Here is a 15,408-nt window from a genome sequence, read left to right as displayed (position 1 = left end):
GTGAGCCTTCCGTTGCTGCTCGGGTGAGTTACTGCTTCAGGGCGGCGGCCAGGTTCTTCTGCGCCCCCTCGAGCAGGGTCTGCACGTCCGTGGACGCCAGCGCCGGGATCTTCGAGTCGAAGTCGGTGATCACGTCAGCGGTGCCCGGCTTGTTCGGCACACCCTTGGCTGAGTCGACCTCGTTGAGGAACGCGGCGTACTGCGGGTACTCCTGCTTCCACTTGCTGGCCGCGGACTGGACGCTCGGCATGACACCGAACTCCTTCGCGAAGCTCAGTTGCTGGTCAGCGGAGGTGAGCTGCTCGACGAGCTTCAGCGCGGCGGCCTGGTTCTTGGACGCCTTCGCGATGCCCCAGCAGTTCGTGAACTGCAGCGTGCCGGCGCCAGAGGGGCCTTCGGGCAGCTCGACGACCTTGTAGTCGACGTTCGGGTAGCTGGACTTCATCGCACCGGTGAGCCAGTTGCCCTCGATGGTCATCGCCGACTTGCCCTTGCCGAACGCGTCGCCGCCCCAGCCCTCGCCGAGGTCACTGGAGAACTTCGTCGAACCGTCCTGCAGCAGACCCTTGACGTAGTCGAACGCCTTCGCGTTCGCATCGGAGTCAACAGTCGCCTTCGTCTGGTCGGTGTTGGTCAGCTCGCCGCCGGCCTGCGCCATGAACGCGCCGATGCGCTCGTACTGCGGGCTCATCGCCAGGCCCACGTGGCCATCCTGAGTGAGCTTCTTCGCTACGGACGACAGCTCGTCCCACGTCTTCGGGACGTCGCTGTCGGTCAGGCCCGCCGCCTTCCAGTCGGCAGTGTTGATGAACAGCGCGAGGGTGGAGAAGTCCTTGGGCGCGCAGTAGAACTTGCCGTCGTAGGTGAACGACTGCTTCAGCGTCGGGTAGAAGTCCCCCTTGTTGCTCAGCTGGTCGCCGTAGGGCAATAGGGAGCCGTTCTTCGCCCAGCCGGTCATCTGCGCGGACGAGGCGTAGAAGACGTCAGCCGGCTTGCCCGACGCGAAGCCCTGGCTCATCTGCTGGTCGAGGTCACTGGCGACCTGCACGCTTGCGCCTGTCCCGGACTTCTTCGACCAGCTCGAAACAGCTTGCTTGACCGCGGATGCCTCCGCGTCGCCGGAGGAGGCGATCAAGACATCGAGCTTGCTGCTGCTCGAGGTCAGCTTGCCGTCGCTGGAGCTGGGCTGGGAGAACCCGGATCCTCCGCAGGCTGTGAGGGACAGGGCGGCGGTCAGCGCGATCGCGCCCACGGCCAGCATGCGGGGCATGCGTCGTTGCATCGGGTACTCCTCTTCGAGCAGTGTTGGGAACTTGATCGTTCAATTGGAACGATCAAGTGGCCACAACATACACGAAATCGGCACTACGGTGAAGCCATGCAGCGCACCCCCACCGTCGTCGACGTCGCCACCGTTGCCCAGGTGTCACGTCAGACGGTCTCCAACGTGCTGAACAGCCCGGACATCGTCCGACCGGCCACCAGGGAGCGCGTCGAGCGCGCCATCGCTGAGCTCGGCTACCGGCCGAACGCTGCCGCCCGTCGGCTCCGCACACAGCGCAGCTCCACCCTCGGGATCCGCCTCGACCACGAACAGAACGGGATCTCCGGCGTCGTCCTCGACCGGTTCCTCCACGCGCTCGTGGAAGCCGCAGACGCTCGCGGATTCCGAGTCCTGCTCTTCACGGCAGACTCCCCGGAAGACGAGATCGCACAGATCGAAGCTCTGATCGAAGGCGCGGACGCGGACGGATTCGTGATCACCGCGACTGCCGAGAACGACCCCCGACTTTCGTGGCTGCACGACCACGACGTGCCGTTCGTTTCCTTCGGGCGCCCCTGGGGCGTCCCGCTGGATGTGTGGGATTCCTACCCCTGGGTCGACATCGACGGTCGCGCTGGTGTCCGCGGCGCGACGCAGCACTTCCTCGCGGCCGGAACCCAACGAATCGGCTACCTCGGGTGGCCGACCCGGTTCGGGCAAGACGACGAACGCCGTCAAGGGTGGGTCGAAGCGATGGACGCAGCCGGCACACCCCGCGACGGCCTCGAACTCGCGGTCGAAGACGATGTCGACGCAGCGGCCGCGGCCGTCCGCACGGCACTCTCTGCCGGTGTCGACTTCGAGGCGGTCGTCTGCGCCAGCGACACGCTCGCTCTCGGTGCCCGTATGGCTCTCCCAGCCGCGGTTCCCGTCGTCGGTTACGACGACACCCCCGTCGCCGGCGCCCTCGGGATGCCCAGCGTCGCGCAGCCCCTCGGCGAAGCCGCTCGCGCTGTCGTGGACGTCCTCCTCGGTTCCACTGGGCATGCCGTCCTGCCAGCCCCAGCCGGCCACCACCTGCTCGAACCATCTGTGGTCTGGCGGTAGTTGCTGTGGATACTCGTTGCGACGCCTGACGTTCGGTCAGTGCGTTGCTCGACACCTCGCACCTCGCCCCTCGCCCCTCGCCCCGTACGGTCTGGCATCGATCGTTCTTCCCGCAAAGGCGAACCAGGCCGGCGACAGGAGTTCCGCTGGCGACTGCCCGTGCGCCGATCGACTCCTCGGAACCAGAGCCGGGTGTCAACGACGCTGACGGTGCAGGCCTCGGAGCGCGACCTTGAGCCAGCGTCGGCAGACGTAGATCACGCCGAGGAGGCCGACAGCGGCGGGGATGAAGATCGGCCAGGCAGTCGTGAAACCGAGCACGAGCGCCAGGGCCTCGAATCCGATCAAGGACGCTGCTCCGACGTACAGCGTCGCCGCAGCATCGTTGAGTCGCCACCAGAGTGCTGTCGCTCGAGCTCGGACCGCTCCGATGCACGGCGACTTCTCCTGAGGCGAGGGCACCCCGTCAGGATCGCAGCCTGCTGAGCTCAGGGCCAGCCCTTTCCCGATCGAGTGGGCTGTCTGCCTGTCTGCTTTGTCTGCATGTCTCGCCGCAACGGTGGCGATCGAGCGCGTCGATCTTCCGGTGTCAATCGTCCCGAACGTCAGGGGCCCTGCCAGTACGGGACACATGCACCAGCAGAGCAGGCACGGCCGCCAGCACCGCGCCGATCACCCACAGCAGCGGCGACGGTGACAAGCCGCCGTCGGGGGAATCGCTCGGTCCGGCTCGCATGAAGAGGACGGCGTCGACGACGAGTACCGCGGGGACCACGAGAAGCGCCGTGGTCCCGAGCCAAGCGAACTTCCGCGCACCCGTACCGAGGACCGCGCACACAGCGAGGGCGCCTCCGGTCACCACCGTGACCACCACGAGCACCACCAAGCCCGGCAAGCCCGTCAGCAGAACGGCGACGGCACCGCCGTGGGTGAACTGGGCTGCGACGGCGCCGACTGCAGCTGCCAGCAGCACATGCGGCCACGGTCCCGCCCCGGTGCGTCCGCTTCCGTCGGTGTCCCCACGAGTCACGGCCTGATCCTCGCATGGACAGGCAGAGCCAGTTCGATCGCGAGTGGATCGCCCGGCCGAGCCGTCCGAGGACCGATGACCGATGACCGATGACCTCAGCCGAGGACACCGGTGTGCTCGAGGACGACCTGCACGCCGATGAGGATGAGCACCACACCGCCCGCGATCTCGGCCGGCTTGCCGAAGCGGGCACCGACCCGGCGGCCGACGGCGACGCCGACGAAGCTCAGGACGGCGGTCGTGATGCCGATGAGCAGGACCGCCCAGCCGATCGACACCGGCAGGAACGCCAACGTGACGCCGACCGCGAGGGCGTCGATGCTCGTCGCGATGGCCAGCACCAGCAGTTCACGGATGCGCAGCCGGTCGGTGTCCTCGTCGGTGTCCTCGTGCCCGCGGAACGCCTCCCAGAGCATCTTGCCGCCCACGAGCGCGAGCAGCCCGAACGCCACCCAGTGGTCGTAGGCGGCGATCGACCGGGCGAACGTCGTGCCGAGCAGCCAGCCGAGCAACGGCATCAGCGCTTGGAACAGACCGAAGACGACGGAGATCACCACGGCCTGCCGGACGTTGAACCGCTTCATGTGCAGGCCCTTGCCGAGCGCGACGGCGAAGGCGTCGGCGGAGACGCCGAGCGCGATGAGGAAGAGGGCCCAGAACGACATGGGGTGGCGCCTTTCGAGATGACAGCGGAGACACCGTCGTCTCGGAACTCGTCGATCCTGCCATGTCGGGAACGCCGTCCGGAGCGAAAAAGACCTGATCAGAGGGATTCGGGACGACGAATTCGAGCGTTCGACGGCCCGCCCCGAGAACCCGGTGTGTCACAGAACGGTAACGAGGACAAACCCACCCAAACCGGTTCGCGACCGGCCCCGAATCACTGTCACAAGCCGGGAAACACCCGCAAGCGCTCACCAGCAGCTCACCGCTGGTTCTCCACCCCCACCGCCGGGGTGTGTTCGGCGCGCTGTCACCAACCGCGCCGAGCGCGTTCAAGCAAAGGAATGAAGACATGCGCAAGTCCCTGAAGAACACGATCACCCTCGCCACCGCCGGCGCGATCGTCCTGGGCGGTGCCGGCTTCGGCATCACCGCCGCCAACGCCGCCACCCCGACCGTGCACACCGTCTCCTCCAGCTCCGCGTCGAAGATCCCCGCACCGGTCGCCTCGGTCCCCGACGTCCTCGGCGGCAACACCTCCGTCGCCCTCGACAAGGGCTTCACCGACGCCCTCACCTCGCTGAAGCTGACCCCGGGCGTCTCCGGCAACGCCAAGCTCGCCGACGGCGCCGTGTCGTTCCCGATCACCTCCGGCTCGGTCACCTACTGGAGCCCGGACGGCAAGTACCGCCCCTACGTGCAGGGCCTGCTGAACCACGACGACTCCGGCCTGACCCTCAAGGCCGGCGACACCACCGTCACGCTCGAGAACTTCGTCGTGAACCCCGGCTCCTCGAAGCTCTCCGGTGACGTCCTCGTCAACGGCAAGGTCGCCGTCGCCAACGCCTACCTCTTCTCCCTCCACGGCGGGACGCTGAAGCCGCTCCAGCTCGAGGGCGACAACGCGATCCTCACCGGCACCACCGTCCACATCTCCGACGACGCCGCGAAGCTGCTCAACAGCACCTTCAAGACCGACGCCGTCAAGGGCGGCCTGCTCGTCGGCACCGCCACCATCACCGCCCAGATCAAGTAACCACCTGACCTGACGCACCACGAGAACGCCGCCCCGGCACAACCGGGGCGGCGTTCTCGCGTTCTCCCAGAGCAGCCGACGTGCGATGGTGCATGCATGGCCTCTCCGCAGACACTCGACCTGGACGATCGTCGCCTGCTGGCCGCGTGGGCCGCGGATTGCGCCGAGCGGGTCCTGCCGCTGTTCGAGCGCCATGCCCCCGACGACACCCGTCCCCGTGACGGCATCGTGCGGACGCGGGCCTTCGCCCGCGGGGAGATCGACGCGGCGGAGATGATCCGCCGGCGCTTCGAGACCGGTCGCGCTGCCTCCGCCGTGCGTGATCCGGCAGCACGAGCGGCCGCCTTCGCCGCCGGTCAGGCCTCCGGTGTCGCCCACATGGGCGCGCACGCACTCGGGGCCGCCGCCTACGCGGTGCGTGCAGCCGGTCTCGGGGACTCCGGATCGGATGCGGACGAACTACGCTGGCAGATCGGGCACATGAGCGCCGAGGTCCGACGCGCACTGCGCCGCCTCCCCGTGCTCGAGACAGACTCGTCCGGGCCACTCGGGTCCGGCTTGCTCGCGTCCGGCGGGCTCGCGGTCACCATCCGTGCACTCCAGGCCTCGGTCGTCGAGGCACCCTGACCGCTGGTGCCGGGAGGCGCGACCCACCGGAACGACACCGCTACACTCCGCGAAGGGGTGCGACCGCGTGCTCCAGGGAAGGTGGGGACGTGTTCCAGGACACTCTCGGCGGAGGGCACATCGCCGTTCTGCTCGTGATCGCTCTGATCGAGGTCGGCGCACTGGTGGTGCTCTGGCGCGACCGGACCCGCTCGCAGCTGGCGAAGGTCGTCTGGACCGTCGTCGTCATCGCGCTGCCGGTCCTCGGCGCGCTGGGCTTCCTGCTGAACTGGGCGCTCGGACGTCTCGCCGACCGGCTCAACCGCGCGCGCTGAACTGCGGGCGCTGAACTTCGCACACTGACCGCTCCTCAGGGACGGTAGTCGGCCCGCTGTTCGTAGAGCTTCCGCTGACCGTCCAGGTCGTGCGTGTGCGCTCCGGACATCGCGCCGATCGTCTTCGCCACCGACTCGATCGCGAAGAGCAACCCGCGAACCACGTTCCCCAGGATCCGCATGACGGTCCTCCCTCGTTCTGCGAACCGTACCCCGGCCGCCGGGTCCGCGTCGAGACACGCCCGTCAGTGGTCGACGCCCTCCCGATCCCGAGACACCGCGGAACCCGGCGGCGTCTCAGCACAAGGGCGGCGTCTCAGCACAAGGGCGGCGTCTCACGAAGACGGGGGCGTCTCACGGTGAACGCGGCGCCTCAGGGAGACAGGGCGCCTCACGGACGCGCGCGCCCCCGCACCAGCCGCTCCCGCAGCCGGGCCGCCAGCTCGCCCTCGTCAGCCGTGACCAGCCTCCCGTCCCGAACCACCACGCGCCCACCGACGACGACGTGCTTCGGCCGCCGCCCCGGCGACGCCCAGAGCAGTCCGGCGACCGGGTCCGCGACTCCGGCGTCCGCGACACCGGACACGTCCCAGACGCAGAGGTCGCCCGCCGAACCGGCCCCGAGGTGGCCGAGTTCCGGCCGCCCGAGCCCGATCGCGGACCCCTCGGTCGCCATGCCGAGCACCTGACGTGCCGGTAGCTGCGGTCCGACCAACGCAGAGACCTGCATCGCGAGCCGCGCGTCGGCGAGCAGGTGTCCGGCGTCGTTGCTGCCGCCCCCGCTGGTGCCGAGCCCGACCGGTACGCCCGCGGCGGCGAGACGCGCGACGGGCGCGATCCCCCACCCCATCGGCACGTCGCAGCCCGGCGCGTGCGTCGCAGTGACCCCGGCGGCGGCGAGACGCGCGATCTCGTCGTCGGTCACGTCGCAGAGGTGCGCGACGGTCACGTCCGAGGCGAGCCAGCCCCACTCCTCGAGCAGGTCGAGCGGCCGACGCCCGTACCGCTCCAGCGCGATGGCGGTGTCGACCTGCTCGTTCGCCTGGGTCCGCCGACGGAGGCCGTGCTCCGCGGCGACCTCACCGAGCGCCCGGAACGTCGCCTCACCGTCGGAGTGCACGCCCGCGGGCCCGACGGCGATCTGCAGCCGGCCGTCCGGATCGGTGCCGCTGACCGCGTCCGCGTGCAGTAGCGCCCGGACGATCGCGTCGGCCGATGCCGCTGCGTGCGACGGGTCGTCGCGCGCGCTCCCCCGGACGAAGACGAGCCGGCCGCCGAGCCCGCGGACAGCGTCGACGGTGGCTGCGGCGAGCGCGACGGTCTCGTCGGGGTTCGCCACGGTCGGCCAGTTCAGGTGGTGATCGGCGATGGTCGTGACGCCGGACAGGAGGCCCTCCGCGGCTCCGACGGCAGCCGCCGCCCAGTACAACTCGGGGTCGTGCCCCGCTGCTCCGTAGGCCTGCGCCATCGTGGGGAGCCAGTCCGCCATCGGCACCCCGCGCGTGCCCGGGAGCGTGCGGAACGCCGTCTGCAGCAGGTGGTGGTGGGCGTTGACGAGTCCGGCGGTGACGACACAGCCCGAGGCGTCGAGGGTGGACGCGACACTGCTGCCGTCGTCGACGACCACGTCGCCGTCGCGTTCGGTGCGGGGGTCGACGAGGACGCGGAGGGCACCGGTGACGGTCAGCATGGGGAGTTTTTAGCAGGGCGCTGTTTCGGGCGCGTGACGCCGGACGTTCCGGAAGGGATGCCCCGCGTTCGCGGGAAACCGGCCGGGAACACCCGCGAAACACGGGGTCCCTAGGGTCCCGGACATGACCCAGACCCTGATCCGCGGCGGGTGGGTACTGACCGCCGCCCCCGACGCTTCCACCACCCCGTCCGCGATCCGGGACGGCGCGGTGCTGCTCGACGGGGACCGGGTCGCCGCGGTCGGCACGTTCGCCGAGCTGTCGGCAGCGCATCCCGACGCCACGGTCCGCGGCGGGGCGAACGACATCGTCACCCCGGGCTTCGTGAACACGCACGGGCACTTCAGCGAGGGCCTCATCACGGGCATCGGCTCGCAGTACACGCTGTGGGAGTGGCTGAACGCCCTGATCTCGCACGTCAACCCGGTGATGACGCGGGACAAGGCGTACGCGGGCACGATGCTGCAGGGCATCCAGATGCTCCGGAGCGGGGTGACGACGGCGAACGACATGTTCTGCTCGGACCCGATCGCCGACGAGCCTGCGACGCCGGGTGTCGTCCAGGCGCTCGAGGAGCTCGGGCTCCGCGGCGTCGTGTCGTTCGGCTCCGGGGACGTCGACCGCGGGTTCGGTCCGGCGCCGATCCTGGAGGAGTTCGACGCCCTGCGCGAGGCCGCCGACGCCAGCCGGTACAGCACGTTCCGGGTCGGGATGTCCTCGATCGGCCGCTACTCGGACGCCGCGTGGCAGGAGCACATCGACTACGCGGTCGACGGCGGCCACGGCATCCACGTGCACGTGCACGAGGTCCGCGAGGAGGTCACTGCCGCACGCCAGCGCACCGGCAGGACCGTGGTCGGGCACGCCGAGGCGACGGGCATGTTCCGCGTGCCGGTGATCGCCGCGCACAGCGTCTGGATGGACCGTCACGACCGCGAGACCTACGCGGCGAACGGCGTCGGCGTCGCGCACAACCCGGTGGCGAACGGCATCCTGGCGAGCGGCATCGCGCCCGTCGCGGAGCTCCGGGCCCTCGGGATCCCGGTCGGCATCGGGGTGGACGGCCCGGCGTCGAACGACTCGCAGGACTTCTTGCAGGCGATGAAGACCGCGGCGATCCTGGCCCGCATCCGCGACCTGCAGGCGACCGCGATGAGCGCGCGGGAGGCGTTCGAGATGGGCACGATCGGCGGCGCCTGCGCACTGCGGATGGAGGCGGAGATCGGCTCGCTGGAGCCCGGCAAGCGCGCCGACCTGGTCGTGTTCGACGGTGAGAGCCCGACGCTCGCGAACGTCCACGACCCGTTCCAGGCGGTCGTGTTCGTGGCCGGCAGCCGCGAGGTGAAGGACGTCTGGGTCGACGGCGAGCTGAGCCTGTCCGACTTCGAGGTCACCCGCGTCGACGTCCGGGAGGCTGTGGCCCGCGCCCGCCCGTTGGCTCGCCAGCTCGTCGAGCAGGCTGGGCTCGAGCGCCTGTCGGCGCTGACCGGCGGGCCGCTCGACGACACCGAACGGCCGTAGGCCCGGCCGACGTCAGGTCAGAGCTCGAGCACCAACCGGGGGCAGCCGGCTGCCGCGCGGGAGACGCAGACCATCATGGTGCGGTCGTCGGCCTGCTCGGCGGGGCTGAGCACGGTGTCCCGGTGGTCGACCGCACCCTCGAGGACCGGGGTCTCGCACGTGCCGCAGGTGCCCTCGCGGCAGGACGACAGGACGAAGGCGCCGGCGTCCTCCGCGACCTCGAGTAGGGACCGGTCGGCGGGGACGGTCACGGTCGTCCCGGTCAGGGTGAGCTCGACCTCGAAGGACTCCCCCGGGGCGTCCACGTCGGCGGCCGGTTCGAAGCGCTCGACGCGGACGCTGCCGGCCGGCCAGTGCGCGGCGGCGGCTTCGACGGCGTCCATGAGACCCCGCGGACCGCAGCAGTAGACGACGGCGTCCCGTGGTTCGGCGAGCAGCCCGACCACGTTCAACCGGGGTGCCTGGTCGGCCGCGGCGAGGACGACCCGGTCGGGGTGCGCGGCCACGAGCTCGTCGGCGAACGCCATCCGGTCGCGGGAGCGTCCGGCGTAGTGCAGCTCCCACGGCGTCCCGGCCTGCTCGGCGGCGGCGATCATCGCGCGGATCGGGGTGATCCCGATGCCGCCAGCGACGAAGACCGCGGGCCGGTCGGGGTCGAAGCCGAAGTGGTTGCGCGGGCCGCCGACCAGGACCTCGTCGCCGGTCCGCAGGGTGTCGTGCACGGCGACGGACCCGCCGCGACCACCGGCTTCGCGGAGGACCGCGACCCGCCAGTGCCCGTCCGGGGTGGTGGTGACGAGCGAGTACTGGCGTTCGGTGCCGGGCGTGACCTCGAGGTCCACGTGGGCCCCGGGCTCCCAGTCGGGCAGGGGAACACCGTCGACGGGGGCGAGGTCGAGCGTGACGACGTCCTCGGCCACCCGCTGTCGGTCGACGATGCGCATCCGGTGCCGGGCCTCCGCACCGTTCGTGATGCCAGGCCCGCTCATGATGCCGCTCCGGCCCGCGGGGTCTCCTTGACGACGATCATGTGGAACGCGCTGCCGTCGGCACTGCACCAGCGGTGCCCGGTGCCACCGCGGTAGTACGCCGAGTCGCCGGGCCCGAGCCGGACGACGTCCTGGCCGCGGAGGTCGAGCAGGACGTCGCCGGCGAGCACGGTGAGGAACTCGTCCTCGCGGTGCTCGAAGTACTCCCCCGGTTCGGTGTTGTCGCCCTTCCACTCGAGCGGCTCGAAGGCGTGCGGGCCGGCGTGCACGAGCAGCCGGGCCTCGCCGCTGGAGAACGGCCCGCGGGCACCCTCGCCGGAACGGAGCACCTCGGGGCGCCGGTCGTCGGGCTCGTCGCGGACCGGGGCCCCGGCGGCGAGGATGGCGACCTGCGTGGTGTCGAGCGCGGCGGCGATCTTCTCGAGCGAGACCATGCTCGCCCGCGAGTGTCCGCGCTCCACCTGGCTGAGGAACGGGTGCGACAGCCCGGTCCGTTCGGCGAGCTGCACGAGCGTCAGACGCGACGAACGGCGCAGCGCCCGGATGTGCTCGCCGACGAGACGGGCCTGCTCGTCGACGACCCGGTCGGCGACGGGCAGGTCGCGCTCGGGCAGGAGTTCGGTGTGCATCGCGCTCCGATCGTGGTCCGGACGGGCCGGGCGTTCCGTGTGGTCCATCTCGTCACAGCCGGCAACCGGAGCGAAACGGGTGGGAAACACGGCCCACCTAGCATCGTGGATGTTGATGCGATCAACATTCTCACACACGATCGAGAGGGCCCCATGGACTCGTCGCTGCCCCGCCCGATCACCCTCCTGCGGTCCGCGCTCCTGGCCGACGGCCGTCTGGTCGACGTCGCGGTCACCGGCGACACCGTCACCGAGGTCGCCCCCGCCGGCACACTCCGGGCACCGTCCGCGAGCACCCTCGAGCTCGACGGCCGCCTGCTCCTCGCCGCCCCGGCCGAACCCCACGCCCACCTCGACAAGGCCCTCAGCGCCGACCGGATCGACCCGCCGCTCGGCGACCTCGGCTCGGCCATCGCCGCCTGGGCCGCGTACGCCACGACGATGTCCGTCGACGAGATCGCCGACCGCGCCCGGACCGCGGCCCTCGCCCTGCTGTCCGCCGGCACCACCGCGGTCCGCACCCACGTCGACATCCTCAGCCACGGCGGGACCGGCACCGTCGCCGAGGCCGTCCGCGGCGCCCAGGCCCTGGTGCAGGTCCGGGACGAGCTGGCCCACCTGATGGACATCGAACTCGTCGCCCTCGCCGGCCCCCTCGCTCCCGACGAGCACGTCGAGGCGGTCCTGGACCTCGGCGTGGACCTGATCGGCGGCGCTCCGCACCTCGCCGAGGACCCCCTGGCCGACGTCGACCGGCTGCTCGCGATCGCCCGGCGCCGCGGCCTCGGGGTCGACCTGCACGCCGACGAGAGCCTTGACGGGCCGGTCACCCTCGACCACTACGCCCGGGCCGTCCGCGACTGGCCGCGCGACCGCCAGTACTCCGCTGGGCACTGCGTCCGCCTCGGCACGATGGACCCGGAGCGCCTGACCCAGGTGGTGGCCGACGTCGCCGCGGCGGACATCGGCGTCATCACCCTGCCGATCACGAACCTGTACCTGCAGGGCTGGCAGCACCCGGTCTCGACCCCGCGGGGCCTCACCGCGATCCAGGCCCTCCTCGACGCGGGCGTCCGGGTGGCGGCCGGCGCGGACAACGTCCGCGACCCGTTCAACCCGGTCGGCCGGAGCGACGCCCTCGAGACCGCGTCGCTGCTCGTGACCGCGGGTCACCTGACGCCGGACCAGGCGTACGCGATGGTGAGCGACACCGCCCGGAGCGTGATGGGCCTCCCGGCCGCCGGTCCCGTCGTCGGGGCGCGCGCCGACCTGCTCGCGATCGCTGCGACCAGCGTCACCGACGCCGTGGCGAACGCCCCCGCCGACCGCATCGTCCTGTCCCGCGGGCGACTCGTCGCCCGCACCGAGGTGCACCGCACCGTCGCCGCCCCGACCCGAGACGTACCGGCCCGAGACGTACCGGCCCGAGACGCACCGGCCCGCGCCCGCGCCCGCGTCACTGTGCCCGAGCCCGCAACCGTCCCCGTTCCCTGACCGCGCACGAGAACACGAGGTAGCCGTGACCACCACCGCACCAGCCCCCGTCACCGCGACGGACACACTGCTCGACTTCCGGAACGTCGAGATGACGTTCCCGAACGGCACCGTCGCCCTGCAGGGCGTCGACCTCACCGTGGACCGCGGCCAGTTCGTCTCGGTCGTCGGCCCGTCCGGCTGCGGCAAGTCGACGCTGCTCCGGATCGCCTCCGGGCTCGAGACCGCGTCCGACGGCACCGCCGGGGTCGCCGCCGACCGGATCGGCTACGTCTTCCAGGACGCCACGCTCCTGCCGTGGCGGAGCGTGCAGGGGAACGTCGAACTGCTCGCCGAACTCGGGCACGTCCCCAAGGCCGAGCGGGCCGCGAAGGCGAAGCACGCGATCGACCTTGTCGGCCTGAACGGCTTCGAGGCGAACCTGCCGAAGCAGCTGTCCGGCGGCATGCGGATGCGCGTCTCGCTCGCCCGGTCGCTGACCCTCGACCCGGAGCTGTTCCTGTTCGACGAGCCGTTCGGCGCCCTCGACGAGATCACCCGCGAACGCCTCAACGACGAACTGCTGCGGCTGTTCGTGGAGCAGCAGTTCGCCGGCCTGTTCATCACCCACTCGGTGTCCGAGGCCGTCTACCTGTCCACCGAGGTCATCGTCATGTCGGGCCGACCGGGCAGCATCGTCGGCCGGTTCGACGTGCCCTTCCCGATGCCCCGCGACCCGGACATCCGCTTCACCGCCGAGTTCGCCGAACTGGTCGGCGAGGTCTCGCACGCACTCCGGGAAGGACACCGCTGATGGTCACGCTGCAGGAGGTCGCCGAGGCCCGTACCGCGCGCACCGCCGCCCGCCGGTCCTCGACCCGCACCCGCCGCTCGGTCACCTGGTGGCAGCCGGTCGTCGTCCTCGCCGTGCTCGTCGCCGTCTGGTACGCCGCCGCGTACTACTACGACCACGTCCGGAGCCTGGCGTTCCTCGTGCCGTACCCGCACCTGGTGCTCACGGCGATCGTCGCCCCGACCGGGATGAACGGCGCCCCCTCGACCTTCGGCCACGACCTGTGGACGGCACTCGGACGGACCACCGTCGTGTCGCTGACCGGGCTGGCGTTCGCGATCGTCATCGGGGTCCTCTGGGCGATGGCGATGGCGCAGGCGAAGTGGCTCGAGAACTCGCTCTACCCCTACGCGGTGGTGCTGCAGTGCGTGCCGATCCTGGCGCTCGTGCCGCTGATCGGTGCCCTGTTCGGCTACGAGTTCACCAGCCGGGTCATCGTCACGGTGATGATCGCCCTGTTCCCGATGGTGTCGAACACGCTGTTCGGGCTGCAGTCCGCCGACCGGGCGCAGCACGAGCTCTTCCGGCTGCAGCGCTCCAGCCGCCTCGCCCGACTGGTGAAGCTGCAGGTCCCCGCGGCGCTGCCGTCGATCTTCGTCGGCCTGCGGACCTCGGCCGGTCTGTCGGTGATCGGCGCGATCGTCGGCGACCAGTTCTTCCAACGCGGCAACCCCGGCCTCGGCGTCCTCATCCAGGTGACGGCGTCCCGGCTGATGGGGCCCGAGCTCTACGCGACCATCATCATCGCCTCGCTCTACGGGGTCGTGGTGTTCCTGGTCTTCGGCCTGCTCGGCCGCCTGGCCGTCGGCCGCTGGCACGACTTCGGCTGACGCCCGCCCCGCTCCTCCCTTCCCACAGCACCCACCCCAGCACCACGAGACCCGCACCACGAACGGAGCCTCCATGCGCACCACCACCCGAATCGGCGCTGTCACCGCCGCCCTCACCGTCACCGCGCTCGCCCTCACCGGCTGCGCGAGCGGCTCGGCGAGCGGCAGCGGCACGACGGCCGCCAGCGCCGCCACGGCGACCGGCCCGAAGGTCGACCTGTCCGGCACCTGCCCCGCGACCGTCGTCGTGCAGACCGACTGGAACCCGGAGGGCGAGCACGGCCACCTGTACCAGATGCTCGGCCCGAACCCGACGATCGACGCCTCCGGCAAGACCGTCACCGGCGACCTGTACGCGAACGGCAAGCCGACCGGGGTGAAACTCGAGATCCGTGCGGGCGGCCCGGCCATCGGCTACTCGAAGGTCAGCTCGCAGATGTACCAGGACAAGTCGATCACCCTCGGCTACGTCTCCACCGACGAGGCCGTGCAGTTCTCCGGCAAGCTGCCCACCACCGCGGTGTTCGCCGAGAACGACCAGTCCCCGTTCGTGATCATGTACGACCCGTCGAAGTACAAGGACGTCGACAGCATCAAGGACCTCGGCAAGCAGCTCGAGAAGAAGAAAGGCGTGGTCCGGTACTTCAACGGCGCCTCGTACATGTCGTACCTGGAGTCGGCGGGCATCCTGCCGAAGAGCATCCTCGACGGCAGCTACGACGGCACCCCGGCGAAGTTCGTCTCCGCGGGCGGCAAGGACGCGCAGCAGGGCTTCGCCACCGCCGAGCCGTACATCTACCAGAACCAGGTCGCCGCGTGGGGCAAGAAGGTCGCGTACAAGCTCGTCTCGAGCACCGGCTGGAACCCGTACCCCGAGACGATGTCGGTCCGCACCGGTGAGCTGTCGAAGCTGTCGCCGTGCCTGAAGCAGCTCGTGCCCGTGATGCAGCAGGCGGACGTCGACTACCTGACTTCCCCCGGCGCCACCAACGACCTGATCACCCAGCTCGTGCAGCAGTACAACAACGGCTGGACCTACGACTCGAAGGTCGGCGCGTTCGCCGCGAAGCAGATGAAGTCGCTCGGCATCGCGACCGACGGTGACAACGGCTACGTCGGCGACCTCGACGAGAAGCGCGTCACCGACTTCATCGAGAAGGCCACCCCGGTCTTCGCCGGCGACGGCGGGGACGTGAAGTCCGGTCTGCAGGCCTCCGACCTGTACACGAACGAGTTCCTGGACAAGAAGGTCTCGCTCGGCTTCTGAGCGCGCCGGTCGGCCCAGCCGACCACCCACCGGACGGGAGGCGCGGTGCACGACCGCCCAGCGCCTCCCGTCCGCCGTTCCACCCGTCAGCAGCACCCCGTCAGGAGCCCGCAT

General features: G+C 70.6%; 17 protein-coding genes. 9 read left to right on the top strand and 8 right to left on the bottom strand.

Annotation, left to right across the window (positions count from 1 at the left end; genetic code table 11):
• Positions 1-28: 28 nt before the first annotated feature.
• Entirely contained in the window at positions 29-1,282 is a 1,254-nt protein-coding gene (locus QL987_RS12620; RefSeq protein WP_290157936.1) for an extracellular solute-binding protein, read from the bottom strand.
• A 96-nt stretch (positions 1,283-1,378) separates the two neighbouring features.
• Between QL987_RS12620 and QL987_RS12615 the strand changes: the two genes are divergently transcribed.
• The gene (locus QL987_RS12615) at positions 1,379-2,371 is read left to right on the top strand and encodes a LacI family DNA-binding transcriptional regulator (protein WP_290157934.1); all 993 of its coding nucleotides are present in this window, start codon (positions 1,379-1,381) and stop codon (positions 2,369-2,371) included.
• Between the two features lie 195 nt (positions 2,372-2,566).
• On the opposite strand, the gene QL987_RS12610 is transcribed toward QL987_RS12615, so the two are convergent.
• The 3 genes from QL987_RS12610 to QL987_RS12600 form a co-directional block, all read right to left on the bottom strand.
• Positions 2,567-2,719 (bottom strand): hypothetical protein, encoded by a 153-nt coding sequence (locus QL987_RS12610; RefSeq protein ID WP_181439231.1) that lies wholly within the window; start codon positions 2,717-2,719, stop codon positions 2,567-2,569.
• Between the two features lie 241 nt (positions 2,720-2,960).
• Complete coding sequence (locus tag QL987_RS12605; protein ID WP_290157932.1) at positions 2,961-3,401, bottom strand: hypothetical protein; 441 nt, start codon at positions 3,399-3,401, stop codon at positions 2,961-2,963.
• 95 nt (positions 3,402-3,496) lie between these two features.
• A complete protein-coding gene (locus QL987_RS12600; protein WP_221852686.1) occupies positions 3,497-4,066 on the bottom strand; it encodes a manganese efflux pump MntP family protein in 570 nt (189 codons plus the stop codon).
• A 350-nt stretch (positions 4,067-4,416) separates the two neighbouring features.
• Here QL987_RS12600 and QL987_RS12595 point away from each other — a divergent pair, with 350 nt between their 5' ends.
• From QL987_RS12595 to QL987_RS12585, 3 genes are all read left to right on the top strand, one after another.
• On the top strand, positions 4,417-5,100 hold the full coding sequence (locus tag QL987_RS12595; RefSeq protein WP_290157930.1) for a hypothetical protein: 684 nt from the start codon (positions 4,417-4,419) through the stop codon (positions 5,098-5,100).
• 96 nt (positions 5,101-5,196) lie between these two features.
• Positions 5,197-5,727 (top strand): putative immunity protein, encoded by a 531-nt coding sequence (locus QL987_RS12590; protein ID WP_290157928.1) that lies wholly within the window; start codon positions 5,197-5,199, stop codon positions 5,725-5,727.
• A gap of 89 nt (positions 5,728-5,816) precedes the next feature.
• Complete coding sequence (locus tag QL987_RS12585; protein ID WP_290157927.1) at positions 5,817-6,041, top strand: PLDc N-terminal domain-containing protein; 225 nt, start codon at positions 5,817-5,819, stop codon at positions 6,039-6,041.
• A gap of 35 nt (positions 6,042-6,076) precedes the next feature.
• On the opposite strand, the gene QL987_RS12580 is transcribed toward QL987_RS12585, so the two are convergent.
• Together QL987_RS12580 and QL987_RS12575 are read right to left on the bottom strand one after the other, a co-directional pair.
• The gene (locus QL987_RS12580; protein ID WP_290157925.1) at positions 6,077-6,223 is read right to left on the bottom strand and encodes a hypothetical protein; all 147 of its coding nucleotides are present in this window, start codon (positions 6,221-6,223) and stop codon (positions 6,077-6,079) included.
• A gap of 209 nt (positions 6,224-6,432) precedes the next feature.
• The gene (locus QL987_RS12575; protein WP_290157923.1) at positions 6,433-7,731 is read right to left on the bottom strand and encodes an amidohydrolase family protein; all 1,299 of its coding nucleotides are present in this window, start codon (positions 7,729-7,731) and stop codon (positions 6,433-6,435) included.
• A 124-nt stretch (positions 7,732-7,855) separates the two neighbouring features.
• On the opposite strand from QL987_RS12575, the gene QL987_RS12570 reads away from it, so the two are divergent.
• A complete protein-coding gene (locus tag QL987_RS12570) occupies positions 7,856-9,253 on the top strand; it encodes an amidohydrolase family protein (protein ID WP_290157922.1) in 1,398 nt (465 codons plus the stop codon).
• A gap of 17 nt (positions 9,254-9,270) precedes the next feature.
• Here the strand turns inward: QL987_RS12570 and QL987_RS12565 are convergent, their stop codons facing one another.
• Positions 9,271-10,242: a PDR/VanB family oxidoreductase gene (locus QL987_RS12565; protein ID WP_290157921.1), complete on the bottom strand. Its 972-nt coding sequence runs from the start codon at positions 10,240-10,242 to the stop codon at positions 9,271-9,273.
• Positions 10,239-10,871, bottom strand: coding sequence for an XRE family transcriptional regulator (locus tag QL987_RS12560; protein WP_290157920.1), 633 nt, complete (start codon positions 10,869-10,871; stop codon positions 10,239-10,241). The genes QL987_RS12565 and QL987_RS12560 overlap by 4 nt, the downstream gene beginning before the upstream one ends.
• Before the next feature lie 153 nt (positions 10,872-11,024).
• Here QL987_RS12560 and QL987_RS12555 point away from each other — a divergent pair, with 153 nt between their 5' ends.
• The 4 genes from QL987_RS12555 to QL987_RS12540 all read left to right on the top strand — a co-directional run bounded on the left by QL987_RS12555 (position 11,025) and on the right by QL987_RS12540 (position 15,294).
• Positions 11,025-12,365, top strand: a complete 1,341-nt coding sequence (locus QL987_RS12555) for an amidohydrolase family protein (protein WP_290157918.1) — start codon at positions 11,025-11,027, stop codon at positions 12,363-12,365.
• Positions 12,366-12,390: 25 nt separating this feature from the next.
• Complete coding sequence (locus QL987_RS12550; RefSeq protein ID WP_290157916.1) at positions 12,391-13,158, top strand: ABC transporter ATP-binding protein; 768 nt, start codon at positions 12,391-12,393, stop codon at positions 13,156-13,158.
• The gene (locus tag QL987_RS12545) at positions 13,158-14,027 is read left to right on the top strand and encodes an ABC transporter permease subunit (protein WP_111074612.1); all 870 of its coding nucleotides are present in this window, start codon (positions 13,158-13,160) and stop codon (positions 14,025-14,027) included. The genes QL987_RS12550 and QL987_RS12545 overlap by 1 nt, the downstream gene beginning before the upstream one ends.
• Before the next feature lie 73 nt (positions 14,028-14,100).
• A complete protein-coding gene (locus QL987_RS12540; RefSeq protein ID WP_290157915.1) occupies positions 14,101-15,294 on the top strand; it encodes an ABC transporter substrate-binding protein in 1,194 nt (397 codons plus the stop codon).
• Positions 15,295-15,408 lie beyond the last annotated feature (114 nt).

The sequence above is a fragment of the Curtobacterium sp. APC 4022 genome (assembly GCF_030407555.1).
Lineage (GTDB): Bacteria > Actinomycetota > Actinomycetes > Actinomycetales > Microbacteriaceae > Curtobacterium.
The sequence above is the reverse complement of the archived record's forward strand: the minus strand, read 5'-3'. Positions and strand labels throughout refer to the sequence as shown.